The sequence below is a fragment of the Actinoplanes sp. SE50/110 genome, from assembly GCF_900119315.1.
In the GTDB taxonomy this organism is placed as follows: Bacteria; Actinomycetota; Actinomycetes; order Mycobacteriales; family Micromonosporaceae; genus Actinoplanes.
Map to the genome: position 1 here is coordinate 4742099 of NZ_LT827010.1, position 24898 is coordinate 4766996.

Annotated in this window: 28 protein-coding genes and 1 riboswitch; of the genes, 12 read left to right on the top strand and 16 right to left on the bottom strand. The window is 72.7% G+C overall.

Annotated elements, in window-relative coordinates; genetic code table 11:
• The first annotated feature begins 77 nt into the window (after nucleotides 1–77).
• Nucleotides 78–1022: an SDR family oxidoreductase gene (locus ACSP50_RS21050; protein ID WP_014691284.1), complete on the top strand. Its 945-nt coding sequence runs from the start codon at nucleotides 78–80 to the stop codon at nucleotides 1020–1022.
• Between the two features lie 92 nt (nucleotides 1023–1114).
• Nucleotides 1115–1966: a helix-turn-helix transcriptional regulator gene (locus ACSP50_RS21055; RefSeq protein WP_014691285.1), complete on the top strand. Its 852-nt coding sequence runs from the start codon at nucleotides 1115–1117 to the stop codon at nucleotides 1964–1966.
• Nucleotides 1967–2127: 161 nt separating this feature from the next.
• Here ACSP50_RS21055 and ACSP50_RS21060 read toward each other — a convergent pair whose 3' ends face one another.
• Together ACSP50_RS21060 and ACSP50_RS21065 are read right to left on the bottom strand one after the other, a co-directional pair.
• The gene (locus tag ACSP50_RS21060; protein WP_014691286.1) at nucleotides 2128–2625 is read right to left on the bottom strand and encodes a hypothetical protein; all 498 of its coding nucleotides are present in this window, start codon (nucleotides 2623–2625) and stop codon (nucleotides 2128–2130) included.
• Between the two features lie 240 nt (nucleotides 2626–2865).
• On the bottom strand, nucleotides 2866–3324 hold the full coding sequence (locus ACSP50_RS21065) for an Lrp/AsnC family transcriptional regulator (protein WP_043514973.1): 459 nt from the start codon (nucleotides 3322–3324) through the stop codon (nucleotides 2866–2868).
• A gap of 78 nt (nucleotides 3325–3402) precedes the next feature.
• On the opposite strand from ACSP50_RS21065, the gene ACSP50_RS44090 reads away from it, so the two are divergent.
• The gene (locus ACSP50_RS44090; protein WP_014691288.1) at nucleotides 3403–5055 is read left to right on the top strand and encodes an MFS transporter; all 1653 of its coding nucleotides are present in this window, start codon (nucleotides 3403–3405) and stop codon (nucleotides 5053–5055) included.
• Here the strand turns inward: ACSP50_RS44090 and ACSP50_RS21075 are convergent.
• The 5 genes from ACSP50_RS21075 to ACSP50_RS21095 all read right to left on the bottom strand — a co-directional run bounded on the left by ACSP50_RS21075 (nucleotide 5016) and on the right by ACSP50_RS21095 (nucleotide 8080).
• On the bottom strand, nucleotides 5016–5426 hold the full coding sequence (locus ACSP50_RS21075; protein WP_043511847.1) for a helix-turn-helix domain-containing protein: 411 nt from the start codon (nucleotides 5424–5426) through the stop codon (nucleotides 5016–5018). The genes ACSP50_RS44090 and ACSP50_RS21075 overlap by 40 nt on opposite strands.
• Before the next feature lie 76 nt (nucleotides 5427–5502).
• The gene (locus ACSP50_RS21080) at nucleotides 5503–6369 is read right to left on the bottom strand and encodes an aldo/keto reductase family oxidoreductase (RefSeq protein ID WP_014691290.1); all 867 of its coding nucleotides are present in this window, start codon (nucleotides 6367–6369) and stop codon (nucleotides 5503–5505) included.
• 121 nt (nucleotides 6370–6490) lie between these two features.
• A complete protein-coding gene (locus tag ACSP50_RS21085) occupies nucleotides 6491–6880 on the bottom strand; it encodes a VOC family protein (RefSeq protein ID WP_014691291.1) in 390 nt (129 codons plus the stop codon).
• A gap of 34 nt (nucleotides 6881–6914) precedes the next feature.
• Nucleotides 6915–7862: an endo alpha-1,4 polygalactosaminidase gene (locus tag ACSP50_RS21090; RefSeq protein ID WP_014691292.1), complete on the bottom strand. Its 948-nt coding sequence runs from the start codon at nucleotides 7860–7862 to the stop codon at nucleotides 6915–6917.
• Entirely contained in the window at nucleotides 7859–8080 is a 222-nt protein-coding gene (locus ACSP50_RS21095; RefSeq protein WP_014691293.1) for a hypothetical protein, read from the bottom strand. The genes ACSP50_RS21090 and ACSP50_RS21095 overlap by 4 nt, the downstream gene beginning before the upstream one ends.
• 145 nt (nucleotides 8081–8225) lie before the next feature.
• Between ACSP50_RS21095 and ACSP50_RS21100 the strand changes: the two genes are divergently transcribed.
• On the top strand, nucleotides 8226–9374 hold the full coding sequence (locus ACSP50_RS21100) for a hypothetical protein (RefSeq protein ID WP_155123574.1): 1149 nt from the start codon (nucleotides 8226–8228) through the stop codon (nucleotides 9372–9374).
• 88 nt (nucleotides 9375–9462) lie between these two features.
• Here ACSP50_RS21100 and ACSP50_RS21105 read toward each other — a convergent pair whose 3' ends face one another.
• The 4 genes from ACSP50_RS21105 to ACSP50_RS21120 form a co-directional block, all read right to left on the bottom strand.
• Nucleotides 9463–9795: a hypothetical protein gene (locus ACSP50_RS21105; protein WP_014691295.1), complete on the bottom strand. Its 333-nt coding sequence runs from the start codon at nucleotides 9793–9795 to the stop codon at nucleotides 9463–9465.
• Between the two features lie 65 nt (nucleotides 9796–9860).
• Nucleotides 9861–10478, bottom strand: a complete 618-nt coding sequence (locus ACSP50_RS21110) for a hypothetical protein (protein ID WP_014691296.1) — start codon at nucleotides 10476–10478, stop codon at nucleotides 9861–9863.
• A 52-nt stretch (nucleotides 10479–10530) separates the two neighbouring features.
• On the bottom strand, nucleotides 10531–11058 hold the full coding sequence (locus ACSP50_RS21115) for a hypothetical protein (RefSeq protein WP_014691297.1): 528 nt from the start codon (nucleotides 11056–11058) through the stop codon (nucleotides 10531–10533).
• Nucleotides 11055–13496 carry a LuxR C-terminal-related transcriptional regulator gene (locus ACSP50_RS21120; protein ID WP_014691298.1) on the bottom strand — a complete coding sequence of 814 codons (2442 nt, stop codon included), beginning with the start codon at nucleotides 13494–13496 and terminating at the stop codon, nucleotides 11055–11057. The genes ACSP50_RS21115 and ACSP50_RS21120 overlap by 4 nt, the downstream gene beginning before the upstream one ends.
• Nucleotides 13497–13843: 347 nt before the next feature.
• On the opposite strand from ACSP50_RS21120, the gene ACSP50_RS21125 reads away from it, so the two are divergent.
• The 6 genes from ACSP50_RS21125 (at nucleotide 13844) to ACSP50_RS21150 (ending at nucleotide 20004) form a co-directional block, all read left to right on the top strand.
• The gene (locus ACSP50_RS21125) at nucleotides 13844–15175 is read left to right on the top strand and encodes a hypothetical protein (RefSeq protein WP_231956676.1); all 1332 of its coding nucleotides are present in this window, start codon (nucleotides 13844–13846) and stop codon (nucleotides 15173–15175) included.
• Nucleotides 15168–16970, top strand: a complete 1803-nt coding sequence (locus tag ACSP50_RS21130) for a dynamin family protein (protein WP_014691300.1) — start codon at nucleotides 15168–15170, stop codon at nucleotides 16968–16970. Before ACSP50_RS21125 ends, ACSP50_RS21130 begins: the two co-directional genes overlap by 8 nt.
• Nucleotides 16967–17449: a hypothetical protein gene (locus tag ACSP50_RS21135; protein WP_014691301.1), complete on the top strand. Its 483-nt coding sequence runs from the start codon at nucleotides 16967–16969 to the stop codon at nucleotides 17447–17449. The genes ACSP50_RS21130 and ACSP50_RS21135 overlap by 4 nt, the downstream gene beginning before the upstream one ends.
• Before the next feature lie 72 nt (nucleotides 17450–17521).
• A complete protein-coding gene (locus ACSP50_RS21140) occupies nucleotides 17522–18898 on the top strand; it encodes an MFS transporter (protein ID WP_014691302.1) in 1377 nt (458 codons plus the stop codon).
• Between the two features lie 46 nt (nucleotides 18899–18944).
• Nucleotides 18945–19301, top strand: coding sequence for a GntR family transcriptional regulator (locus ACSP50_RS21145; protein ID WP_014691303.1), 357 nt, complete (start codon nucleotides 18945–18947; stop codon nucleotides 19299–19301).
• Nucleotides 19302–19497: 196 nt separating this feature from the next.
• Nucleotides 19498–20004, top strand: coding sequence for a hypothetical protein (locus ACSP50_RS21150; protein ID WP_014691304.1), 507 nt, complete (start codon nucleotides 19498–19500; stop codon nucleotides 20002–20004).
• 187 nt (nucleotides 20005–20191) lie between these two features.
• On the opposite strand, the gene ACSP50_RS21155 is transcribed toward ACSP50_RS21150, so the two are convergent.
• The 3 genes from ACSP50_RS21155 to ACSP50_RS21165 form a co-directional block, all read right to left on the bottom strand.
• Nucleotides 20192–20677 carry a GNAT family N-acetyltransferase gene (locus ACSP50_RS21155; protein WP_231956677.1) on the bottom strand — a complete coding sequence of 162 codons (486 nt, stop codon included), beginning with the start codon at nucleotides 20675–20677 and terminating at the stop codon, nucleotides 20192–20194.
• 80 nt (nucleotides 20678–20757) lie between these two features.
• Complete coding sequence (locus ACSP50_RS21160; protein ID WP_014691306.1) at nucleotides 20758–21126, bottom strand: hypothetical protein; 369 nt, start codon at nucleotides 21124–21126, stop codon at nucleotides 20758–20760.
• A gap of 74 nt (nucleotides 21127–21200) precedes the next feature.
• Complete coding sequence (locus tag ACSP50_RS21165) at nucleotides 21201–21965, bottom strand: 1-acyl-sn-glycerol-3-phosphate acyltransferase (RefSeq protein ID WP_043511856.1); 765 nt, start codon at nucleotides 21963–21965, stop codon at nucleotides 21201–21203.
• 90 nt (nucleotides 21966–22055) lie between these two features.
• Nucleotides 22056–22124, top strand: a riboswitch (guanidine-III (ykkC-III) riboswitch).
• An 18-nt stretch (nucleotides 22125–22142) separates the two neighbouring features.
• On the opposite strand from ACSP50_RS21165, the gene ACSP50_RS21170 reads away from it, so the two are divergent.
• Nucleotides 22143–22457, top strand: coding sequence for a multidrug efflux SMR transporter (locus tag ACSP50_RS21170; RefSeq protein WP_014691308.1), 315 nt, complete (start codon nucleotides 22143–22145; stop codon nucleotides 22455–22457).
• Here ACSP50_RS21170 and ACSP50_RS21175 read toward each other — a convergent pair.
• Entirely contained in the window at nucleotides 22454–22702 is a 249-nt protein-coding gene (locus tag ACSP50_RS21175) for a hypothetical protein (RefSeq protein WP_155123575.1), read from the bottom strand. The two genes, ACSP50_RS21170 and ACSP50_RS21175, sit on opposite strands and share 4 nt — an antisense overlap.
• Nucleotides 22703–22879: 177 nt before the next feature.
• Between ACSP50_RS21175 and ACSP50_RS21180 the strand changes: the two genes are divergently transcribed.
• Nucleotides 22880–23284: a VOC family protein gene (locus ACSP50_RS21180; protein WP_014691310.1), complete on the top strand. Its 405-nt coding sequence runs from the start codon at nucleotides 22880–22882 to the stop codon at nucleotides 23282–23284.
• A 380-nt stretch (nucleotides 23285–23664) separates the two neighbouring features.
• On the opposite strand, the gene ACSP50_RS21190 is transcribed toward ACSP50_RS21180, so the two are convergent.
• Nucleotides 23665–24801 (bottom strand): NAD(P)/FAD-dependent oxidoreductase, encoded by a 1137-nt coding sequence (locus ACSP50_RS21190; RefSeq protein ID WP_052311671.1) that lies wholly within the window; start codon nucleotides 24799–24801, stop codon nucleotides 23665–23667.
• Nucleotides 24802–24898 lie beyond the last annotated feature (97 nt).

Here is a 24898-nt window from a genome sequence, read left to right on the forward strand (position 1 = left end):
GACAGGCCGTGGTTAACGCCGGCCGGCCGCCGCATCCTGGTCACAGCACCCGCGCACCGACCACGGAGGAGCAGCCCATGCCGCGCACCCAGCCCGACCTCACCCTTCCCGACCTGTCCGACCGGCGGGCCGTGGTCACCGGCGGCAGCGACGGCATCGGCCTGCGCGTGGCCACCCGGCTCGCCGCCGCCGGCGCCGAGGTCGTCCTCCCGGTCCGCAACCGGGACAAGGGCGAGGCCGCGATCGCGGCGATCCGCCGGCAGCAGCCCGCCGCACGGGTCTCTCTGCGCGAGCTCGACCTGTCGTCGCTGGCCTCGGTGGCGGCGCTGGGCGCCACGCTGCGGACCGAGGACCGGCCGATCCACCTGCTGATCAACAATGCGGGGGTGATGACCCCGCCGAGCCGGCAGAGCACCATCGACGGCTTCGAGCTGCAGTTCGCCACCAACCACCTGGGCCACTTCGCCCTGGTCGCGCACCTGTTGCCGCTCCTGCGGGCGGGCGCGGCGCGGGTGGTCAACCAGATCAGCGTCGCGGCCGACTCCCACGCCATCGACTGGGACGATCTGAACGGGGAACGCTCGTACGACGGCATGCGGGCGTACAGCCAATCGAAGATCGCTCTCGGGTTGTTCGGGCTGGAGCTGAGCCGCCGCAGCCGGCGGCTGGGCTGGGGCATCACCTGCACCCTGGCACACCCCGGGGTCGCACCGACCAGTCTGCTGGCCGCCCGCCCGGAGGTCGGCCGCGACCGGCAGACCATCGGCCGGCGACTGATCGGCGCCCTGTCGGCGCGCGGCATCCTGCTCGGCACCGCCGACTCGGCGAGCCTGCCCGCGCTGCTCGCCGCGACCGGGCGCGACGGCGCCTTCTACGGCCCGGGCGGGCCCGGGCGCCTGGGTGGGGCGCCGGCCGAGCAGAAGCTGTACTCGCGGCTGCGCGGGGAGGCCGACGCCGAGCGGATCTGGCGCGTCTCCGAGGAGATGACGCGGGTGTCGTTCGCCGCCGGGTTGCACCGGTGAGCGACCGGTCGTCCTGATCGTGTTCGCGTCCTGGTTGACCGGTGGGCGCGTCCTGGCGAGGGAAGCGTGGTTGTGGTGATGGAGGGGGACGCATGCTGATCGACCGGGCCGGGCTCGCCGAGTTTCTGCGGCGACGCCGGGAGTCCCTGCAACCTGAGGACGTCGGCCTGCCCCGCGGGACCCGCCGCCGCACGGCGGGGCTGCGCCGCGAAGAGGTCGCCACGCTCTGCCACCTGTCCGCCGACTATTACAGCCGCCTGGAACGCGGCCGCGGACCGCACCCCTCGCCGCAGATGGTCGCGTCGATCGCGCAGGGCCTGCACCTGTCCCTCGACGAACGCGACCACCTGTTCCGCCTGGCCGGGCACCACCCACCGGTGCGCGGCGACGCCGGCGACCACATCAGCCCCGGCCTGCTGCGCATCTTCGACCGGCTCACCGACACCCCGGCCGAGATCATCACCGAGCTCGGCGAAACCCTGCGCCAGAACGCGCTGGGCGTCGCCCTCAACGGCGACCTCACCCGGTTCACCGGCCCGGCCCGCAGCATCGGCTGGCGCTGGTTCACCGACCCGGCCAGCCGGGCCCGGTATCACCCGGACGACCACCGGCTGCACTCCCGGGTCTTCGCCTCCGGCCTGCGGCAGGTGGCAACCCTGCGCGGCCCCGGCTCCCGCGCCGCGCAACTGCAGCAGCAGTTGCTCGACGGGTGCGCGGAATTCCGGGAGGTCTGGAACGAGCACGAGATCGGCATTCGGTACCAGCACGTCAAACGCTTCGTGCATCCCGAGGTCGGCGGGCTGGAACTGACCTGCCAGGCGCTGCTCGACCCCGAGCAGGGCCACTCGCTGCTGGTCTACACCGCCGTCCCGGGCAGTGACAGCCACCAGAAGCTGGCCCTGCTCTCCGTCATCGGCACCCAGGACCTGACGGTCGACACCTGACCGACAGGTCCTGGATGCCGGCCCGCGACATTGTGCAGACCCGGAACCGCACCGGAACGTACGGGTGCTGACCCGCTCCGAGGGCAGTGCAGCACAGGCAGTCGGTTGCTCGACGCGCGCGGCGGCTTCCACGATCGCGTCGGCGGCGTAGGCGAGACCGGTCAGCCGGGGCCGAGCCCGTCGTGCAGGTCGCGGCGCAGCCGGCGGCGCTCCTCCTCGATGGCCTGGACCATGGCGGCGCGGGAGGCGCGCAGGTCGGCGCCGAGCCGGCGGGCGTGCAGCAGCTGGGCCAGGGCGGGGGCGAGCACGGTCAGCACCTGCACGGCGCCGGGCAGCAGGTGGGACTGACCGGTCCGCAGGCCGACGTCGAGGTGCCCGAGGCCGGCCAGCCGGTGGCGCACCACGGTCGCGCTGGTGGTGCCGCTGGCGGCCACCACCTCGCCGGCGGCGTCGAGCAGCGCCGCGTACGGCAGGGCCAGGGATTCGCGCAGCGACCGCAGGGCCGGGACCGGGTCGTCGCCGAGGCGGCCGCCGGCGCGGGTGGCGGCCCGGATCGGGTCGTGCCGGGCGCCGAACAGCAGGATCTCGATGATCTGCCGGAACAGCCGGGCGAACGGGGCGTAGCCGAGCGCGCAGCCGGCCGCGATCAGGCCGAGCACGCCGGGGCTCAGCGTCCGCGGCCGCCGCGGCGGTCAGCGTGCCCGGTCCGGCGCCCAGGGCCAACCAGTGCAGTGCCCGGCGGGTGGCCGGGTCGCCGTGCTGACCGCGCTGCCGGCGTTCTTCGCCGGGGTGCCCACCGGAATCGTGCTGCTCGTCACGGCGATCGTGGATCACCATCGGATGTGTGGCGCTGATGCCGATGCCCTCGCGGACCCCGGTCCCGGTCGCCGACTGACGGCTCACAGGTCGAGCGGGTCGATCACCGGTTTCCGGGTGTGCTCGTAGATGATCGAGCTGCGGAAACCGATGATCTCCCGGCGGCCGCTGAGCTTGTCCATCAGGAACGCGTGCAGCCCGTCGACGCTGGGCACGGCGACGTGTACCAGGAAGTCGTCGCCGCCGGCCAGCACGTACACCGACAGCACTTCGGGCAGGCCCATCGCGTACGCCTTGAAGCTCTCGATGACACCACGGTTCAGCGGGCGGACCTGCACGTGCAGCAGGGCCTGCACCGCGCGGTTGAGGGCGCCGAGGTCCACTTCGGCGTGGAAGCCGCTGATCACCCCGCGCTCGCGCAGTGACCGGACCCGCTCCAGGCAGGTCGACGGGGCGATCCCGACGGCGCGGGCCAGGTCGCGGTTGGTCTGCCGGGCGTCGGTCTGCAAATGGGCCACGATCGCCGAATCAAGTTCGTCCACGGCCGGAATTATCGCCCAGCGCGCGAACATCGTTCGGAAACAGATCGCCCACGACGTACACCTCATTAGTTTTTTGCCATGGACCACGAATATGTTGTTACGCGGCGTGGGGAGCGCTCGGGGCTGGCCGTGACGATCGCGGTGCATGCCACCGCGCACGGCCGGTCCGCCGGCGGCTGCCGGATCAAGCACTATCCGGATTGGCGCGCGGGGCTCGCCGACGCGTTGCGGTTGTCGGCGGCGATGACCGCCAAGTGTGCGTACGCCGGTCTCCCGCTCGGGGGTGGCAAGACGGTGGTGACGCTGCCGCCCGGACACCGGCTGGACGCGGCCGGGCGGCGGGATCTGCTGCACGACGTCGGTGACCTGATCGAGGATCTGGGCGGGCGGTACGCGACCGGTCCGGATGTCGGCACCGGCCCCGACGACATGACGGTCATCCACGACCGGACGCGGCACGTGTTCTGCCGTCCGCGGTCGCAGGGGGGCAGCGGGGATTCCTCGCCGCACACCGCGGCCGGTGTCGTGGCCGCCCTGCGGGCCGTGGGCACCCACCGGTTCGGCACGCCGGAGCTGGCCGGGCGCCGGATCGCGATCCTCGGGCTGGGCCACGTCGGCGCGCACCTGCTGCGCATGCTGGCCGCCGAGGGCGCGGTGCTGACCGTGGCCGACGTCGACGACAGCCGGCGGGCGCTCGCCGACCGGCACGGCGCGACCTGGACCGGCCCGGACGACTGCCTGCGCGCCGAGACCGACATCCTGGTGCCGGCCGCGCTGGGCGGGGTGCTGACCGCGGCGACCGTGCCGCGGCTGCGGTGCGCCGCGGTGGCCGGGCCGGCCAACAACCAGCTCGACGACCCGCGGACCGCGGATCTGCTGCGCGAGCGGGGCATCCTGTGGGCGCCGGACGAGGTGGTCAGCGCCGGTGGCCCCGCCGGCAGCGCCCTGCTCAGCCTCGGCCGGGCCTTCCCGCTGCTGGCCGACGCGGCGTCGTTCGCCGTCTCCGCCCTGCTGGTCAGGTCACTGCCGGCGCTGCACCGGCCGGCCCGCCAGGCCCGGGAGTCGCTGCTGCGGCAGGCCCGGTCCGGGGCGTCGTACGTGTTCCGCGACCGGCTGCTGCTCGGCCTCGCGCTGCGCCCCGCGATCGGCAACATCGCCTTCGTGGCCGCCGAAACCGTCCTGGCCCTGTTCGCCCACGATCGCCTCGGCCTGGGCACCGCCGGTTTCGGCCTGCTGCTGACCGCCGAGGCCGCCGGCGGGCTGCTCGGCGCCGGCCTCGCCTCGCCGCTTCGCCGGACCCTGGGCACCGGCACCGCGCTGACCTGCACCGCCGCCATCGAAGGCCTCGCCGTCCTGGGCCTGGCCGCCGCCCCGAACCCGTATGCCGCCGGGCTGGCCCTGGCCGTCTGTGGCGCCGGCATGGGCGCGACCATGGTCCTCGCGCCGTCGCTGCGCCAGTCGATCGTCCCCGGTCATCTGCTGGGCCGGGTCACCGCCACCTCCCGGATGCTGGCCATGTGCGCGGCACCGCTGGGCGCCTTCCTCGGCGGCTGGCTCGCCGCCGCGTTCGACGTGCGCACCCCGCTGTACGTGGGCGGCGGCCTGCTGCTGAGCATGACCCTGGTGACGGCGACGATGACCGGCAACCGGCGGGTGGCGGCGGCACTGCGCGCCGCCACCACGGTCGAGTCTCACTCCGGGGTGCGGCTGGCCGACACCGCCTCCACGTGATCCTCGGCCCACCTCTTCAGGCCGCGCATCAGGTGGTGCAGGGACAGGCCCAGCTCGGTCAGCTCGTAGGAGACCGTGACCGGCACGCTCGGCACCACGGTCCGGCTGATCAGCCCGTCGCCTTCCAGGGAGCGCAGGGTCTGGGTCAGCATCTTCTGGCTGACCCCGGCCAGCACCCGGGACAGCTCCGAGTAGCGCATCGGGCGGGGGTCGCCGTCACAGCCGGGCCCGCTGCCCAGCGCCGACAGGATGAGGATGACCCACTTCCCGGAGATCCGCTCCAGCATCTTGTGGCTGGGACACACCGCCAGAAACGCGTTGTACCGCCCTCTGGCGTCGGCCCGTGCCTGCGCGGCTGTCGTCGTTGCCACCGGATGCTCCTCACCCTCGATCCCCCGAAGCATCCTCCTCCCCGCCTCCTCGGCCCGGCTACGCCGCCCGCTTGCGCTAGCGGCCGATGCCGTCCAGCTCGGCGACATCCTCGCCGGACAGGACCAGACCGGCCCCGGCGACGTTCTCCCGCAGGTGCGCCACCTTCGAGGTGCCCGGGATCAGCAGGATGTTCGGCGACCGCTGCAGCAGCCAGGCCAGCGCGACCGCCATCGGCGTGCTCCCGCGCCGGTCCGCCACCGACGTCAACGCCGCGGACTGCAACGGGGTGAAACCGCCCAGCGGGAAGAACGGCACATAGGCGATCCCGTCCGCCGCGAGCCGGTCGACGAGGGCGTCATCGTGCCGGTGCGCCAGGTTGTACATGTTCTGCACGCTCACGATCGGCGCGATCGACTGCGCCTCGCCGACCTGCTCGGCGGTGACGTTGCTGACCCCCAGATGGCGGATCAGCCCCTGCTTCTGCAGCTCGACGAGCGTCCCGAACGCCTCGGCCAGCGAGCCGGGCCGCGGCCCCCGGGCGTCACCCATCCGCATGTTCACCAGGTCGAGCGTGTCCACCCCGAGAGTCCGCAGATCGTCGGAGACCTGCTGACGCAGATCCTGCGGGCGCCGGGCCGTCGGCCAGCCGCCCTGCGCGTCACGGTGGGCGCCCACCTTGGTCGCGATGAACAACGACGCCGGGTACGGGTGCAGCGCCGCACGGATCAGCTCGTTGGTGATCCGCGGCCCGTACGCCCCGCTGGTGTCGATGTGGGTGATCCCGAGCTCGACGGCCTCCCGCAGCACGGCCAGCGCTCCGTCGCGGTCGGCCGGCGGCCCCATCACCCACGGACCGGCCAGCTGCATGGCGCCGTACCCGAACCGGGTGACCGGCGAGCCACCCAGATTCCCGGAGCCACCGGGAAGCGAAGGAGACGACATGCTGTTACCTCTGATCCTTGGCGGGCTGGGCGGCACGTGCCACCCAGCGGATGTGTTCCTCCACCATGGCGTGGTAACTCTCCATCAGGAAGTACGCACTTCAAGGTGCGTAACCCCCGGGTCAGCCCCCGCGGCGCTCGGCGTCGGAACGCTCGACGCAGAACTCGTTGCCCTCGGGGTCGGCGAGCGTGACCCAGCCGGAGCCGTCGCCGCGGCGGTGATCGGTCACCGGACGGGCACCGAGCCCGAGCAGGCGGGTGACCTCCTCGTCGCGGGTCCGGTCGGTCGGTTTGACATCCAGGTGCAGCCGGTTCTTCACCGTCTTGGTCTCGGGCACCCGGACGAACAGCATCAACGGACCGGTACCGGCCGGCGGGATCACCATGGCCTCCGGATCGCCCGGCTGATCGTCGTCGGACAACGGGTTGCCGGTGACCGCGCTCCAGAACCGCGCCAGGTCGTACGGGTCGCCGACGCAGTCGACGGTGATGTGATTGACCACTGAACTCAACGTTTCTCCCCTACAGGTCGCTTGGGATCCGCGTTCAGCATGCCCGGTAACGGTACGACGGGGAATCGGGGGTGCTCACTTCCAGGTCGCGCAGCACGATGGACAGGCGGGCGCCGTAGGCGTGGCAGGCTTTGGTGAAACCGGCCGTGGAATATTCGATGACGAAGACCCGATCGCCGTACGAGGCGGTGTACGCGTCACATTCGTCGAAGTCGGCGCACTGCTCGGTGACGGCGAAATCGAAGCCGATGCGGTGCGCGTCGGCACTGCTCAGCTCGGCGGTGTTCTTCTGCCCGATCGCCAGTTTCTCCTCGTGGGCGCGGCCGGCCAGCGCCGTGGCGTACACCATGGCCTGATTCTTGGTCAAAAGCCCTGCGGAGCGGGTGTACGAGTCCAGGTTGTCCGGCTCGACGGCCTGGAAACCCGCGGCGGCACACCGGTCGATCCAGGCGCCGGCGATCGCGGTCAGCGCGCTGCGCTTGGCGTCGGTGGAGAAGTCGAGCAGGGCCTCGTTCCAGTCCTTGTCGATGACCGGGTCGCCGTCGGCGGTGCGCAGCAGCAGCTCGGGGTGGTGGGCCTGCCACCACGGCTGGGTGCCCGGCTGGGCCTGGAAGGCATTGACGTAGCAGATGTTGTAGAGCCCGGGCGCCGGGGACGCCTGGCTGTCGCGGCTGACCACGGTGACCCCGGTAGGTGGGGTGTAGGCACCGCCGATCTGGTAGTCGAAACTCGCGTTGCCCGGCGGTGGCGCCCCGGCCGGGGTGTCGGCGGTCGTGGTGCCGGGGCTGGTGCTGCTGGTGGTGGCTGTGGTGATGGGGCTGGAGGTGGCGCTGGGGCTCGGGCTGGCGCTGGGGCTGCTGGGGCTGGGGCTGCTGCTGGTGATGGTGCGGCCCCCGAGCCCGTGGATGCCGATGCCGATGCCGACGCCGATGGCGGCGATCGCGGCGGCGGTGGCGGCGAGCTTCCCGCGGCCGAGCGTCATGCCGGTGCCGGCAGGTCGGCGCCGGCGGACAGATGGTCGGCGAGCACGCGGGCATGGTTGTCGGTGGTCTCGCGGACGCTGTGCAGCAGGGTGATCGTGCCGTGCTCGCGGGGCGTCCGGCGCGGGTCGGCCACGGCCTGCGGGTGGGCGTCGAGTTCGGCGCGACAGCCGTCGGCCGGATCGGCATCGTCGTGCACCCGCTTCACCCGGAACGCCATGTCCCGGATCGTAGTCAACGGTGCAAACCCGCGGAGACCATGCGCCGGTCCCGTTCGCGAGTTGCGGCGCCAGCCTTCGTCGAGTCCGTCCCATGGCGCAGGCGACCGCCGGTGGCTCTCCCTGCCGTGCGGCATGATCGATAGCATGTCGTACCTGCGTATGGTCGGGTTCTGGCCGCCTGCCGGGTTCCCTGATCGGCCCTGGCTGGAGCACCCCGACGAGGACGCGTTCGTGCGCAGCGCACGTAGTGTCTGTGAGTTGTACAGCGAAGCGGTGGCGCAGGCGGCCATTCCTGCACGTCATTCGGAGCTGCGGCTCTTCTGCCGGCTCGACCGGAGCCGTGCGGATGTCGTGGTGACGGTGTATCCGGAGGTTCGCGAGGGGTTCGAGACGGCGGCGGCCGCGATACCGCCCACCGTTGCGGCACTGCCGGCCACCGACCGTGCGCGTCTGGTCTTGGACGTGGTGCATGCCGCCGCCACTCGACTGGCGCACGACCGTGGCGGGAACTGCGACGCTCTGGCTCGCGCGTATGACCACGCGCTGGCGGCCGGTCTGCGTTTCCGGTGGACCGGGCCGGCAAAGACCAGCCCGGACCGGCGGCATACCGCTCGTCCGGTATTCGTGCTGCATGATGACGGCTATGGCCGGGTGATCATCGAGGCCCGGCGACGTGTCGATGGGCAGGTGGTCGCCGCGTCCGCGTCCGCTCTGGCGTTCAGCACCTCGGCAGGTTTCCGGCGCGCCGCCCGGACGCTGCGCTGGACGGATGCGAACACCATGGAGATCAAGCCCTGGATCGGCCTGCTCGGCGAGGAGCAGGGCGTACTCCGGCTCGATCTGACGAATCCGGGCTCGTCGGGCACCGCCGAGCCGGATGAGTCGGCAGCCGGCACCACCGACGGATCTGTCACTCGTCCCGCGATCACCGTGCTGACTCCCGATGACCTCGGCGCCCGCGTCGAGGTCATCGGTGGCGGACCGATGAACGGCATCCCTGCCGGTTACGAGACCACTCTTCACGCCCTGCTCGAGCAACTCTGCACACCACCCTGGCAGGCCTGGTGGGCGGCCGGCACGCAGGGGGTCCTGGAGATCCGGTACGACTTCGCGGCCGCTGCAACCGCGATTTCGATCCGTCACGCCCACCACCGGTGGCGAGCGACGATCCGACGCCCCGCAAGCACGCTCGCTCAGGCCACTGACCCGGCGGGGCTGGCCCGCGACGACGTCCGGTCCATGCTCAGCGCCATGCGGCGACGAACCGGATTAGGCGAACACCCCTCGCTTTGACCGGGCCGGCGTCACGTGTCCGGGTGGCCGTGACCGAGGGATCACCCTCGCGCATGCAGGTGCCGGCGGCGCCCACAGCCGCGGTCGGTCAGCCTTCGTCGATAAGTCCGAGGCCGCCACCGAGCGACGCCAGAAAATCTCGGCGAGCCGGTAGTGACTCCTGCTCGGCCTGGCGCTGCGCCAGCTGGACCAGGACGAGTCGCTCGGCGAGCGGCAGCTCGAGCAGCACGTGAGAGACCGATTCCATCAAGGCCACCGCGCTGTCGGGGTCAACGGCGTCGTCGTCGCTGAGTTCAACGAACATCAGACACTCGAACAGGGCACGGGCCACGGTTTCCAGCACCGGCCCAGGATAGGCCGTCACCACGGGCATGATCGGACGCATCGGCATGAGCGCGTTCCACGCCCCATCGCCGGTCATCCGGCTCCCTTGCCATAGGACGGCGTGACGGTGCCGGCGGCCGGCGTCGAGCGCCCTGTCCCGGTTCAGCGTTGCGGTGCCGGGGCCGCGTCGTGGTGTTCGGTGATGAGCGCGGGAAACCAGGTGATGTCGTGCGGGGTGCCGTCAGGGGTGCCGCGGTTGTCGTTGGCCATGTCGGCGACTCGCCGGGCGTCGTCGAGGGTGCTCAGCAGGGCGTTGCCGGCCGCCTGCACGCCGAGTTCGGCGGCTGCCGGAATGTCCAGGCGGTAGCAGAGCCAGCTGTGGAAGCGGCCGCCGGAGAAGCCGAGGACCTCGTGTCCGCGGATCGTTCCGGGTGGGGCGGCCGCGGGGTGCGCGAGGTTGATCCGGATCGGGTGCGGAAGGTCACCGATCCACTCTTCGATCATGGTGGTGAGTGGGTCGGACCCGTCGGCCGGCACGCTCATGCTCAGCACGTGCGACCCGGGTGCCCGCTCGGCCGCGCGGGCTGCCTGACGCAGGGTACGGTGCCACGGCTCGAACAGGGGCTGCTGCCACGGCTCGATGTCCCGGCCCAGAGGCAGGAATGCGGTGAGGCAGTCGCTGACGGTGGCCACCGTGCCCGGCAGGTCGGCGGTCCAGGGTTGACCGCCGGTCGTCCACGGGTGGCCGGCCACGAATCCGGCCAGCGTGTAGCGCCTCATCCGTTCATGATCGGCGAGGGTGCGGGGACGGGTCCAGCGGGTGGGGCGAAGGTCAGTCGGGTTGACGCTGGCGCAGGTAGGCCAGGACGGCTTCGCGGGTGGTGCGGACGCCGAACAGGGCGCGGGCTTCGGCGATGCGTCGGTTGGCGGTGCGCAGGGACAGAAACTCGGCGGCGGCCGCGGCGGCGATGGTGTCGCCGGCGGCGAGGCGGTCGAGCAGGGCGCGTTGTTCGGGGATGAGGTGGGCGACCGGGTCGGCGCCGTCGGGGTCCTGGTTGACGGCGCCGATGCGGGACAGGTCGTCGATCAGGGCGCGGCCGGCCGGGGAGTCGGTGTCGCAGATGACGATGACGGCGGCGCCGCGGGCGGCGGCCAGGACGGCCAGGCCGGCGGTGTGGGTGTCGTCGTCGGAGACCCGGCCGTGCAGGACGAGGTGGGCGGCGGTGACATCCCAGTTGGCGTCGGGCAGGGCGAAGCCGGGCCGGGCGGTCCAGCCGTCGCGGACCAGGCGCCGCAGGATGGTCTCGGCGTCGGCGGTGCCGGCAACTACGTGGCGTGGTGTGTCGGGTGGATTGTTCACCGGCCATCCTCGCTGTTGTCGCTGGTGTCTGCGCGGGGCCCGGCGGCGGCGAAGGCCAGGGCGGCGGCTTCGGTGCGGGTCCGGGCGCCGAGTTTGCGCATGCTGGCCCGGATGTGGGTGTCGACGGTCTCGGTGGAGATGCCGAGTTGCCCGGCGATGCGCCGGGTCGGCTCGCCGGCCGCGACCAGGCGCAGCACGTCCTGTTCGCGTTGGGTGAGGCCGCCCTCGGAGCGGCGGCTGCGGGTGTCGCGGTGGATGCCGTGCTGGCGCAGGCCGCGGCGGGCGCGGCCGGCCAGCACGGTCAGCCCGGCGGCGTCGGCGAGCTCCTCGGCGCGCAGCAGGGCGGTGACGGCCCGGTCCCGGTCCGGGTCGGTGAGGCCGGCGGCGAGCAGGCAGCGGATCTGTTCGCGCAGGGCGACGGGTTGCCAGCTGTCGGCGGCGGCCGGGAAGCCGGTGCCGACCGCCCAGGCGGTCAGGGTGCGCCGGGCGGGACCGGGCAGTCCGGTGGGGATGGGTGCGGCGGCCGGCAGCCCGAGGTCGTGGGCGGCCCACCGGCCGGTGATCGCGTGCAGGCCGGCGAGCAGGCCGTCGCCGGTGCCGGTGGCGGCGCCGCGCTCGGGTTGCCCGTCGAGCCAGGCGGCTTCGCGGGCGACCCAGTCGGCGGCCGGGTGCGGTGGCGCCGTCTTCAGCCGGGCCCGGGCGGCGGCGAGCAGGCCGGTGTCGGCCTCGATGAGGGCGGTCGCGGCGGTGGCGTACGCCTGCGCGTCGTCGGGGACGGCCAGGTCGGTGAGGGTGGTGGCGCGTTTGACGACGCCGTCGGCGGGCCCGTGCAGGGCCAGCGCCCAGTCGGCGGCGGCCAGGAACCGGGTCTGCCAGGTGTAGGCCAATTGCTGCCCGGCGACCTCGGCGGCGCGCAGCGCGACCTCGGCGGACTCCTGCAGGCGGCCGTCGCCGGCCAGGTGTTCGACCAGCAGCCAGGCGCTCCACCGGCTGATCAGCGGGTCGCCGCCGGGGTCGGCGGCGGCGGCGAGGTCGGTGTCCCAGCCGGCGACCCGGTGCGCGGCACGCACGGCGGCCAGGGCGGCGGCGACCCCGGGGGGTGCGGTGGCGTGCCGGGCGGCGATCTTCTCGGCCAGGTCGAGGGCGGACATGGGTGCGGTGGCCAGGGCGGACAGCAGCATGACCCGGTCGCGGGCGGCGACCACGGGGGCGGCGGCGGTGTCCGGCACGCCGGTGACCGCGGCCGCGGCGGCGTGCGGGTCACCGGCCTGCAGCAGGGCCTCGCCGTGCAGGACGGCGACTTCCAGGGCCAGCGGGGCGGCCGCGCCGCTCGCCCGGGCGCCGGCCGCGGCCAGCACGCCCGCCGCGTCCCCGGGCTGCCCGGCCTGCAGCAGGGCGTCCGCGGCGGCCAGGCGCACCCGCAGGTCGACCGGGGTGTCGAGGCGGCAGGCGAACAGCAGCAGGGCGGCGCGTTGCCCGCCGACGACCTGGTCGGCGGCGGTCAGGGCGTGCCGGTACGCGCCGGCGGTGTCGCCGGCGGCGGCCAGGTGCCGGGCCGCTTCGGCCGGTGGGGTGAGCTGGGCCAGACGCTGGTGCATGTCCGCGCGGGCGGCGGTGTCGAGCAGCCCGGCGGCGGTTTCCGCGACGTAGGCCGACACCGGGTACAGATCGCCGCCGGGTTCGGTGCCGACCAGGCCCGCGGCGAGCAGGTCGGCCGCGCCGGGACCGAGCAGTCCGGCGGGGGCGGGCCGGCCGAGCAGACCGAGGGCGGCCAGGGCGGTGCGGGCCGGGCGGGGCAGATCGGCCAGGGCGGTGGCTATCGCGTACGCAATCTGATCGATGTCCTGGCCGGCGGGTGCGCGACCCGCGGCCGCCTGCCGGGCCAGAGCGATGATCGCGAGGGGGTTGCCGCCGGCCCGGGCGGCGACCGCGGTCAGCGTGCCCTCGTCGAGGCGGGCGGCGGTGCGCCGGGCCAGGGCGAGCGCTTCGTCGTCGGTCAGCGGGGGTACGCCGATCCAGGCGCTCGCCGCGGCCCGCAGCCGCTGATGTGCCTCGTCGGGCAGCCGGTGCGGGGTGCGCAGCGCGACCAGCACCCGGCAGGTGCGGGCCAGGTGCGGCAGGGCGGCGATCGTGGCCGGGTCGCAGTGGTGCAGGTCGTCCAGGACGAGCAGGCCGCCGCGGACCCGGGAGCGGACCGCCTCGGCGAGCAGGTGCACGTCGTCGCCGGGCAGCCGGGCGCGGACCGCGCGGGACAGCGCCAGGGCCGGGACGCCGGCGAGCATGGCCAGGCCGCCGCCGGCGTGCACCGGGCCGCCGAGGGTCGCGGCGAGGCGCTGCAGCAGGGTGCTGCGGCCGCAGCCGGGCGGGCCGGCGAGCACGACGAGGCCGGGGCCGTGACGCAGAGTGGAGGATGCGGCCAGGTGAGCCTCGTCCGCCACTAGTGGTCCTCCTTCTCTGGCACGAACACGGGATCCCCCGGGTGGTGTCGGCATCCGTAGGCTGTGCCGCGGACAGGTAATCAAACCTGATCCTGATCCACGGTCGAGAAAGGGCCCCGTTTCGTGACGTCGACTGCCGCCTTCTGCACATTGTCGCTGACGGTGTGCTCAGCTGACGAGTCACGGTGACCGGCCCGCTCAGCACCCGACTGGCTACCCTCTGTCACGATATTGTCACGGAATTCGGTTCCGCTGCTGGTGGCCAGGTACGACAGATCGGCAACCGTCTCCACGAGCCGTTACGCGTCGCGATCGCCGGGCGCCTGAAAGCCGGAAAGTCGACACTAGTGAACGCCCTGATCGGCCGGCGGGTCGCCCCGACCGCCGCCGGCGAGTGCACCCGGGTCGTCACCCGGTTCCGGTACGGCCCGGCCGACCGGGTGAACATCGTCACCCGCGACGGCATCCACCACAGCCTGCCCCTCGACGACGACGGCATGGTCCCCGCCCGCCTCGGCGTGCCCGCCACCCGGATCGCCTACCTCGACGTCACCCTCACCAACGACCGACTGAAAACGATCACCGTCGTGGACACCCCGGGCCTGTCCTCGACCGACACCGCCTCCAGCGACCGCGCCCGCCACGTCGTCGGCGACGCACCCTTCGACGACGACATCGACGCCGACTCGGCCGGCGAGGTCGCCGCCGCCGAAGCCGTCATCTACGTCTTCACCCAGGCGGTGCGCGCCGACGACGTACGCGCCCTGGACGCCTTCCACGACGCGTCCGCCCGTCTGGCGGCCAGCCCGATCAACGCCCTCGGCGTCCTGGCCAAGGTCGACACCCTGGCCGGCGGCGCCGGCGACCCGTGGCCGGTCGCCGCGCCCCTGGCCGAGCAGCAGGCCGCCCTGCTGCGCCGCACGGTCAGCGGCGTCGTCCCGCTGATCGGCCTGCTCGCCGAGACCACCGGCGCCGGCCGGCTCACCGACGCCGACCGCGACGCCCTGGCCCGCCTGGCCGCCCTGCCCACCGGCGAGCTCACCCTGCTGCTCACCTCCACCGACCTGCTGCGCACCCTGCCCGCCCCGATCCCGGCCGACCACCGCGAACGGCTCCTCGGGCGCCTGGACCTGTACGGCATCGGCTTCGCCTGCGCGCAGCTCGCCGCCGAACCCCGGCTGGGCACCGGCGACCTGGTGCGCCGCCTCGAAGCCGCCTCCGGCATCCCCCGGCTGCGCACCACCCTGCAACAGTCGTTCGGCTGGCGCGCCGACGCGATCAAGGCCGGCTGGGCGCTGACCCGGCTGGACCGCCTCGCCGGGCACACCGGCGACCCCCGCCTGCGCGCCGGCGTCCGCGACGCCCTGGAAACCGTGCTGCGCGACCCCGCCTACCACCGGCTGCGACTGCTCGACGCCGCCCAGCGCGCCGCGACCGGCGCCGTACGCCTGCCCGCCGACCGGGAGACCGAACTGATCCGCCTCGCCACCTCCACCGACCCCCGGTACATCCTCGACCTGCCGCAGGCACCCGAGCAGGAACTGGCCACCGCCGCCATCGCCGCGGCCGGCCGCTGGCGCGCCTACGCCGTCGACGGCGCCGGCCCCGCCCAGGCCCGCGTCGCGCACATCGCGCACCGCGGCTTCCAGCTGCTGGCCCAGGAGGTCCGCCATGCGTGACCTGACCGCCACCCTGGACGCCGCCGTCCGCGACAGCCTCGCCTACCTGCGCGGCGTCGACATGGACGCCGCCGCCGACCTCGCCGAGCTGCGCCGCACCCAGCTCACCCGACCCGGCGTGGTCGTCGTCGGCGAAACCAAACGCGGCAAGAGCTCCCTGGTCAACGCCCTGCTCGGGGTCCCCGGCCTGTCCCCGGTCGACGCCGCCGTCACCACCGCCGCCTACCTCGACTTCGTGCCCGGCCCGGCGTACTCGGCCCGCGCCTGGCTGCCCGAGGGCGGCGACAGCGTCCCGGTCGACGACCTCGGCGCCTGGGCCCGCGGCGCCCACCGCGCCCGCCGCATCGAGGTCACCCACCCCGCCCCGCTGCTGCAGTACCTGAGCCTGCTCGACACCCCGGGCGCCGGCGGCCTCGACCCGGTGCACGCCGTCGTCGCCCTCGACGCGGTCCGCCGCGGCACCGCCCTGCTGTTCGTCGCCGACGCCTCCGCCCCCCTGTCCAGCCCCGAACTCGCCTTCCTGGCCCAGGCCGCCGAACGCGTCGACGCCGTCGTCTTCGCCCTCACCAAGATCGACGCGTTCGGGCAGTGGCGGCGCATCGCCGAGGACAACCGGGCCCTGCTGCAGGCCCACGCCCCGCGCTTCGCCGCCGCACCCTGGTACCCGGTCTCCGCCCGCCTCGCCGAACTCGCCCTGACCGCCGCCGGCGACCACCAGAGCACCCTGGCCGAAGCGTCACAGATCCCCGCCCTGCAGCACGCCCTGATCGAACTCGCCGGCCGCGGCCACCAGCTGCAACTGGCCAACGTGCTGCGCGCCGCCCGCGGCGAACTCGGCCGCCTGCAGACCCAGGCCGAAACCCGGGTCCAAGCCGCCACCGCCGACCCGGCCCGCCAGGCCGAACTGCGCGCCGACCGGGCCGCCCTGGCCGCCCGCAAACGCACCGAGTCCCGCCAGTGGTCGCTGCTGCTCAACGCCGAGGTGCAGCGCGCCCGGGTCGAAGCGGTCGGCGGGCTGCGCAGCCGGGTCGCCGACATCCAGCAGGACCTGTCCGCCCGGATCGACAAGATGCGCGGCGAGCAGCTCACCCACCTGCCCGACGACGTCGACACCCACCTGCGGGCGGTCGCCGCCGACCTGTCGCAACGCCTGGAGAACACCTTCGCCCAGGTCGCCGAGACCGTGCTCACCAGCGCCTTCGAACCGGACGAACGCGACGCCGTGCTGGGTAAACTGAACGCGACACTGCGCCACGAACTGACCGCGGCGCCACCGCGCGACGGCGCCGGCGACAACATGCTGATCGCCCTGTCCGCCGGCGGCATCGCGTTCATGGCCGGGCGCGGCGCCGCCCTGGGCATCTCGGTGCTCGGCGCCGCCGGCGGCCTGCTCGTCCCGGTCGCCGGAATCGGACTGGGCCTGGCCGCCGGCGGGTACGTGCTGTACCGCCGGCGCGTGCACTCCGACCGGCAGCACGCCCGCGGCTGGCTGCGCGACGTGCTCGGCGAGGCCCGCGCCGCCCTCGCCGACGAGATCACCGTCCGGTTCACCGACCTGCAGTACGCCCTGTCGGTCGCCCTGGACGACGCCACCCAGCGGCGGCTGCGCGACCTCGACGCGCAGATCGCCGACATCGACGCGGCCGCCGCGGAGGACACCGCCGGGCGCGCCAAACGGCGCGCGGTGGCCCAGCAAGAGCTTGACACGGTACGCGTACGGGTGCGCCAGGCGGACGAGGCGCTGCTGCGGGCCCGGGCGCTGACCCCGGCACCGATCGACGAGAGGGACAGATGAGCGACCACTGGGGCGGTTTCGACCACCACGACGACGGCGGCGATCACCACCTGCCGGACTTCGACGACTCCCACGACCTGCCCGCCGGCCACGACCTGACGGACATGTCCGACCTGCACGATCAGCACGATCATGACGACCCGGGACACGACGACGCCCACCACGACGACGCCCAGCACGACATCGCCGAAATCCCGGACACCCACCACGACCCGGTGGCGCTGACCGACGACTTCCCGCCCCACCTCGAAGTCGGCGAACTCCCCGAACCCGTCGACGGCTTCCCCTGGACCGACGCCGCCACCCTCGGACACGCCGCCGCCTACACCCCCACCACCGACCCGGTCGACCCGCACGACCTCGCCGCCTACGCCGGCCTCGACGTCCCCGAAGGCAGCGACCCGTGGACCGCCCTGACCGCCTCCGACGACCCCGCGATCAGCGCCCTGGCCCGCTGGTGGACACCCGATGAACAGTGACCAACATCTCGCTTGAAACGCCCGTGGATGGCATCATGTGCGCGCACCGACCCACACCCTGGAGCGCACACGATGGCCCTCACCGGCACCCCGACACCCGCACCCGCCGGTAAACGGGAACGCACCGGCTGGTACCTCTACGACTGGGCCAACTCCGCGTTCTCCACCACGGTCATCACCGTCTTCCTCGGCCCGTTCCTCACCAAGGTCACCGAACGGGCCGCCGGCTGCTCCATCGACGCCGACGAGTGCCACGCCTCCGTGCACCCGTTCGGGCTCACCGTCGCCGCCGGCTCCTACTTCCCCTACCTGGTGTCGCTGTCGGTGCTGCTCACCGTCTTCGTCCTACCGGTGATGGGCGCCGTCGCCGACCGCTCCCCGCGCAAGAAACCCCTGCTCGCCACCGCCGCGTTCACCGGCGCCGCCGCCACCGTCGCGATGGCCCTGGTCACCGGCGACCGCTACCTGCTCGGCGGCATCCTGTTCCTGATCGCCAACATCGCCTTCGGCGCCTCCGTCGTCGTCTACAACTCGTTCCTGCCCCACCTCGGCGGCCCCGACGAACGCGACCGGATCTCCAGCCGCGGCTGGGGCATCGGCTACCTCGGCGGCGGCGTCCTGCTGCTGCTCAACCTCGTCGCCGTCACCCTGTTCAGCCAGGACGGCAACCCCCAACGCACCCTCGACCTGGCCCGCTGGTCCATCGTCTCGGCCGGCGTCTGGTGGGCCGCCTTCACCCTGCTGCCCCTGCTCTGGCTCCGCGAACACCCCGGCGCCGACAGCACCCCCACCCGCGGCAACGTCGTCACCGACGGCTTCCGGCAGCTCGGCCACACCCTCAAGTCGATGCGCGCCTACCCGCTCACCCTCGCCTTCCTCGGCGCCTACCTGATCTACAACGACGGCATCCAGACCGTCATCTCCCTCGCCAGCCAATTCGGCACCGAGGAACTCAAACTCGAACAATCCACGCTGATCATCACCATCCTGATCGTCCAATTCCTCGCCTTCGGCGGCGCCCTGCTGCTCGGCGCCCTCGCCAACCGCATCGGCGCCCGCAACACCATCCTGGTCGCCCTCGCCCTGTGGCTCGTCGTCGTCGTGGCCGCCTTCTGGCTCCCCGCCGGCGCCCCCGTCCCCTTCATGCTCCTGGGCGCCGGCATCGGCCTGGTCATGGGCGGCAGCCAAGCCCTCAGCCGCAGCCTGTTCTCCCAACTCATCCCCACCGGCCGGGAAGGCGAGTACTACGGCTTCTACGAAATCAGCGACAAGGGCACCAGCTGGCTCGGCCCGCTGTTCTTCGGCATCATCTTCCAGCTCACCAGCAGCTACCGCCTCGGCATCGTCTCGCTCGTCGTCTTCTTCGTCACCGGCGGCATCCTGCTCGCCCTCGTCCCGATCCGGCGGGCCGTCATCGCCGCCGGCAACACACCCCCCACACTCATCTGAGACCCCCGCTTCGTTCCCTTCGTCGCCCGAACAGGCCGGACAACCCATGGACATCACGATCGACCCCGACTCCCCCACCCCGCCCTACGAACAGGTCCGCCTACGCATCGCCGCACTCGCCGCCGACGGCCACCTCGCCGCCGGCACCCGCCTGCCCCCCGTCCGGCACCTCGCCACCGACCTCGGCCTGGCCGCCAACACCGTCGCCCGCGCCTACAAGGAACTCGAACAGGCCGGCCTCGTCGAAACCCGCGGCCGAGCCGGCACGGTCATCACCGCCCGCGCCACCGGCACATCGCTGCGGGCCCAGAAAGCAGCAGCGGCGTACGCCGAAACCACACGCGCCCTGGGCATCCCCGCCGACAAAGCCCTCGCCCTGGTCGAAGCCGCCCTGCACGCCTGACCCGGCCACCCGCACACCCTGCGGGCCCGGCTCGACCACCCAACCCCGGCTCGCCCGCACGGCGCTCGGCGGCCGGCGCCGGCATCCCGACTCCCCTACCGCCTCCGGTCCCAGCCAGCGAAACGACAATCGCCTTCGAGGGAACCGGCGCCGGAAGCCACCCGAAAGTGTCGGTGGGTCTCGCTAGGTTCACGACATGAGCGAACACCACCCCGGCCAGCGACCCGACGACCGGCCCACCGGCCACCGACCCGACGACCGGCCCACCGAGCCCGGCCCCACCGGACACCAGCCCGGCGACAGCCGCGGGGCCACCGGCGAGCGACCCAGCGACCTCTGGCGCCGCCAGGTGAGCACCCAGACCGCCCAGATCACCGCCGGCCAACTCACCCCCGACAAGGCGTACGCGGCCGAGCTGTGGCCCCCCGACTTCATCGCCGCCGTCGACCTCGCCCTCACCGCCTACGAGGACGACGTCCGCGAGTTCTCCCCCACCAGCAGCGACCACGACATCTGGACCGCCGTCGAACGCGTCGTGCTCGCCCTCAACGAGGTCGACGACTACATCGAAACCGACGAACGCGAACAACTCGCCGCCTACGTCCACGACGTCCTCGTCGGCGCCGGCGTCGACGTCACCGCCGTGGCCGGCCGCCGAGGCCTGCACCCCGCCGAACTCACCGACCAATGGCGCGACTGGTAACCCCCGACACCCTCAGACAGGCAGACCGTCCACCGAAGCCCGCAGCCGCGGCCCCGGCACCACCGGTCAGTCGAGAGCACGCCCGCAGCGCTGACAAATCGGATCCCAAGATAAATCCGGGCGCCATGCCGTCCGGATGCGCCGGAACGAGGGCGAAGGTGGCCGCCGGGCGATCCGGCCAACGGCATCAAAGAGCCTTGCGCATCCGCACCAAAGGGACGGCCACCCCACCCGAAGCATCGCTGAGACGCTCGACCGGAACGAAACCCGCGGCCCGGTACAACGGCTCCCCGGACAGCGTCGCTATCAACTCACACGCACGGAAACCCTCCGCCGCCGCAGCCGCCTCACTCAACGACAGGATCAACCGAGCGATGCCGCGACGGACGAAATCCGGATGCGTGTACATGGCGCGGACCCTCGCCGGATCCGTCACGGGATCCAGCAACGCCGCATCCCGCCCCGCGCGATGATCACCCCCGTACAGCGTGGCGCGCCGGCTCCAGCCACCACACCCGGCCACCCGCCCATCGGCCTCGACCACGAAATACGTCCCATCGTCGATCAACGCCGTGTCCAACCCCATGATCGCCCGACTGGACGCGATCTGCCCCTCGTCGAGAAAACCCCTCTGCAACTCCCCGATCGCCGCCTCGACCAGCGACTCCAGCACCGGCAGATCCGCCCGCACCGCCAACCGGTGACTTAACACCCCGCCTACCACGCCCCCTCACCCACCAGACCGCAACGCCCTCAGGGACCCCAGTCCAGCTGCGCCCGCGGCACCCCGAGCGACCGCCCGTAAGCCACCGCCTCGGCCCGCCCCACCCCATCACCCACCGCATACCGGAACACCCGGCCGGCGAACACCACCACATGCTCGCCACCGGACCGGAAATCCGCATACCACCCACCGTCGGGAGCCAGTGCCGCACTCAACGCCGCCGCCAACTCCGCCGACCGCTCCTCCGGCGCCACCACATCCAGCAGCGTCCACACCGCCGGCTGCCCCGGCCCGGGAGCCGCCACCGCCACCCGCGCCACCCGCGCCAGCTCCAGCCCGGGCACGACCAACGCGGCACCCGGACGCAGACTCTCGGCGACGATCCGCCCCTTCACCATGCCGCCGATCCTGCCACCGGGCCACGACACCGACCGCAGCGGCAGGCGAGCCGACCACGAACACCCGCCCCCGATCAGAGCGGGCGCCGCACCCGCGACAGGTCGACCGGGCGAGAGGCATCGACGTACCGCGGCAACTGCATCTCATCAGCCCGCAGCGGCGCCAGAGCCGCGTCGATCCCCTCCATGATCAACCGCGTCGCGCGCATCGCCTGCGCACCCGCCGAACCCGACAGGCCCGACACATCCACCTGAGCGCCGAACCCGACCCGCACCACCGGCCGCGTGAACAGAGCCCGCAACAACGCCCGCCCGATCCGCGTCGGCGCCTCATACGGCAACACCCGATGCGCACCCCACTGCGCCACCGGCACCACCGGCGCATCCGTCGCCGCCGCCATCCGCGCCACCCCGGTCTTACCCCGCTCCGGCCACATCCACGGATCCAGCCCGATCCGCCCCTCCGGATACAGCAGCACGGTCGCACCGTCCTTCAGCGCCTGCGCCGCCGCCGGCAACGCCTCCGCCACCCGCGCCGTACCCCGATCCACCCGGATGTGCCCACACGCCCGCATCGCCGCACCCACCACCGGCGCGTCGAACAACCCACCGGTGATCATGATCCGCGGCGCCAACCCCACCCGGTGACACGCCGCCACCAACACCAGCGGGTCGAACGGACTCACATGATTCGCCGCGAGGATCACCGGCCCCGACCGCAACTCCGCCGGCACCGAACCCGACACCCGCAACCGGCACACCGGCGCGATCACCACGCGGGACAGCGCGAGCAGAAACCGCCACAACAGCGGCGCTCGCCAGGTAGTAGACGTCTCCATAGGCGGGCCATGATGACACGCCCCGCACACCCGCATCCATCGGCCGCTCCGCCACCGGTGCCACCGGTGCCACCGGTGCTACCGTTTGTCACGGCGCCACGACCGTGGCCGCCCCGGACGAGATGCGTGTCGTACCCGGCCCGACAAGACGACCGCCTTCACCGAGGTGAGTCCGTCATGGCCTGGACCGTTCTCGTCGTCTCCGGTCTGCTCGAAACCGTCTGGGCGATCGCCCTGGACCGCAGCGCCGGCTTCAGCAGACTCCTCCCCACCGGCGTTTTCGGCGTGGCCGTCATCCTCAGCATGCTGGGGCTCGGCTACGCGCTGCGCACCATCCCGGTCGGCACCGGATACGCCGTATGGGTCGGGATCGGCGCGGTGGGAACCGCGGTCGTCGGCATGGTCGCGCTCGGCGAGAACACCTCGCCGGCCCGGATCATCTGCCTGTTCCTGGTGGTGGCCGGCGTTGTCGGCCTGAAATACGCCCACTAGCGGCGCATCACCGTGCCGTGCCTGATCGCGACCGACTCGGCCGCGATCAGGCACGGCATGTCCTCGACGTCGAACGCCACGACCACCGCCGGCTCATCCTCGCGGACCGAGGCGAGTTCCCGCGGCGTCGGCTCGCGAAAGATCGGGTCGCAGAACTGGAACGGACATGCCAGATGGGTGACGTCGCAGAAGATGACTTCCCGGTTCCAGTGGTACGTCAGATCGACATCCCCGATCAATGTCAACCGCCATCCGTCGTACCTGTGAATCTCCCAATCCCAGCCCGCCGGCAGCTCAAGCATCACGGCTCTTGAATTTACCGGGGTCGGCGAAGCCGTCCTTTTCGAGTTTTGGTGCGGCTTGCCGCACTGCCTCTAAGGCGTCCTAGGATTCTAGGATTGGAAACCGGCTAGGGTGTCAGGGTGACTCACGGACCGGCCCGATTCGGCGGGCGCTCCACCGTCGTCCTGGCGATCGTGTTGGACTGCGGCGACCTGGAGAAATCCACCGCCTTCTGGTCCGGCGTCCTCGGCTACACCCCCGGCCCGGACGGCGACGGCCCCTATCGCCGCCTGCTCCCGCCCGACGGCAACGGCGTCGAACTGCTCCTGCAGCGCGTCCCCGAGCGCAAAGCCACCAAGAATCGTCTGCACCTCGACCTACGCGTCCCCGACCTGCAGGCCGAGAGGGAACGCGTCACCGCCCTCGGCGCCCGCCTGCTCACCGAGCAGCCGATCGCCGAGGAGGGCTGGGTCTGGCACATTCTGGCCGACCCGGACGGCAACGAGTTCTGCATTCTCCAGCCGCCCGCCGACCGCCTCATCTGACCGGTGAGCGGTTTCTCCAGGACCGATTGACGGTACGGCGATGAGCTGTATCCGGCAGCCCGGTACAGAACGATCGCCTCCCGCAGCGCGGAATGCGTGCCGAGTCGCATCACCACGATGCCGTACGCCGCGGCATCGGCCTCCACCCGGACCGGCAGTGGCCGGCCGAGCGCACCCGCGGAGCGACCCGGCCGTTGGGGCTGGTGAGCACGTGCTGACGGATTGCGGCGGCGCGGCCGCTGGTGGTCGGGACGCCGAGCGCGTGAATCAGCGGTGACAGGACGCGGGACTGGAGCGGTTGACCGGCCCAGCGGCCGGGGAACGGCCAGCGCGAGTCGCGGTTGGTCGCAGTGCGCAGGTTTGTGCGCTGTCCCAGGTACTCAAGCAGCAGGGCAGCGACCGGTTCGGGCACCGGAATCCTGGTTGACCCGGTCGAACTGCGCGACGGCTTCCGCCGGGTCCGCGCTGACGAGGCGTTCGAGGCCGGCCGTCGTGATCCGCGCCCACATCCCGGCCCGCGCCCACATCCGTTCCTCGAAAGTTCGGACCACCCCGTCGAGATCCTCCGGACCGGCGGCGACCGCCTCGGCGAGCTCGGCGCCCTCCAGCATGGCCAGGTTGGCACCGGCGCCCAGCGGGGGCATCAGGTGCGCGGCGTCGCCCAGCAGGGTCACCCCGGGACCATGGGCCCAGGTATGGCCCACCGGTAGAACGTGGATCGGACGGTGAACGAACGCGGTCCCCCGGCGGACCAGATCGAGGACCGGGGCCGCCCAGCCGTCGAACCGGGCGAGCAGTGTCGCGCGCACCGCCGCGGCGTCGGTCAAATCCAGGCCGGCGTGCCAGTCCAGCGGTGCCCGGAAGCGGGCGGACACCTTGACGTGGCCGCCACTGTTGCGCTGGGCGACGATGCTGCGGTTCACGCCGTACGCCCCGACGGAACCGTCACCGATCAGCCCGGCGAGTTCGGGGTGGCGGGTGTCGACGTCGTCCAGGGCGGTCTCGACCACGGTGACACCGGTGTAGTGGGGCGTCACCGGCGAGACGGCCGGGCGCACCCGGGACCAGGCGCCGTCCGCGCCGACCACCAGGTCGAAGGATTCCCGCCGCCCGTCGGCGAAGTGCACCGCCCCCGGAACGACCCCGGACACCGCGTGTCCCCACCGCACGTCGAGGGGCCCGATCAGCAGGTCGCGCAGCTGGCCCCGGTCGATCTCCGGGTTGGCCCGCTCGTCCGGGCGGGGCCGCCAGTCCCGCAGGACCGTGCCGTCCGCGGCGAGGATCCGCATGGCCTGGCCCTCGGGCCGGGACAGCTTCTCGAACTCCGGCAACAGGCCGGCCTTCTCCAGCGCCACCTGGCCCATGCCCTCGTGCAGGTCCAGGGTGCCGCCGGGTGGCCGGGCATCCGGTCCGGAATCACGCTCCAGGACGGTGACGCAGTGGCCATGGTGATGCATGACCCGCGCGAAGCTCAGCCCCCCGGGACCGGCCCCCACCACAGCGATACGAGGTCTCATGCCGATACACTGTATCGGCATGAAACGCTGTATTACCACCGGGATATACCGGTTGCCCGGTCATCCGGACGAGATCTAGCCTGACCCCGAAATCCGG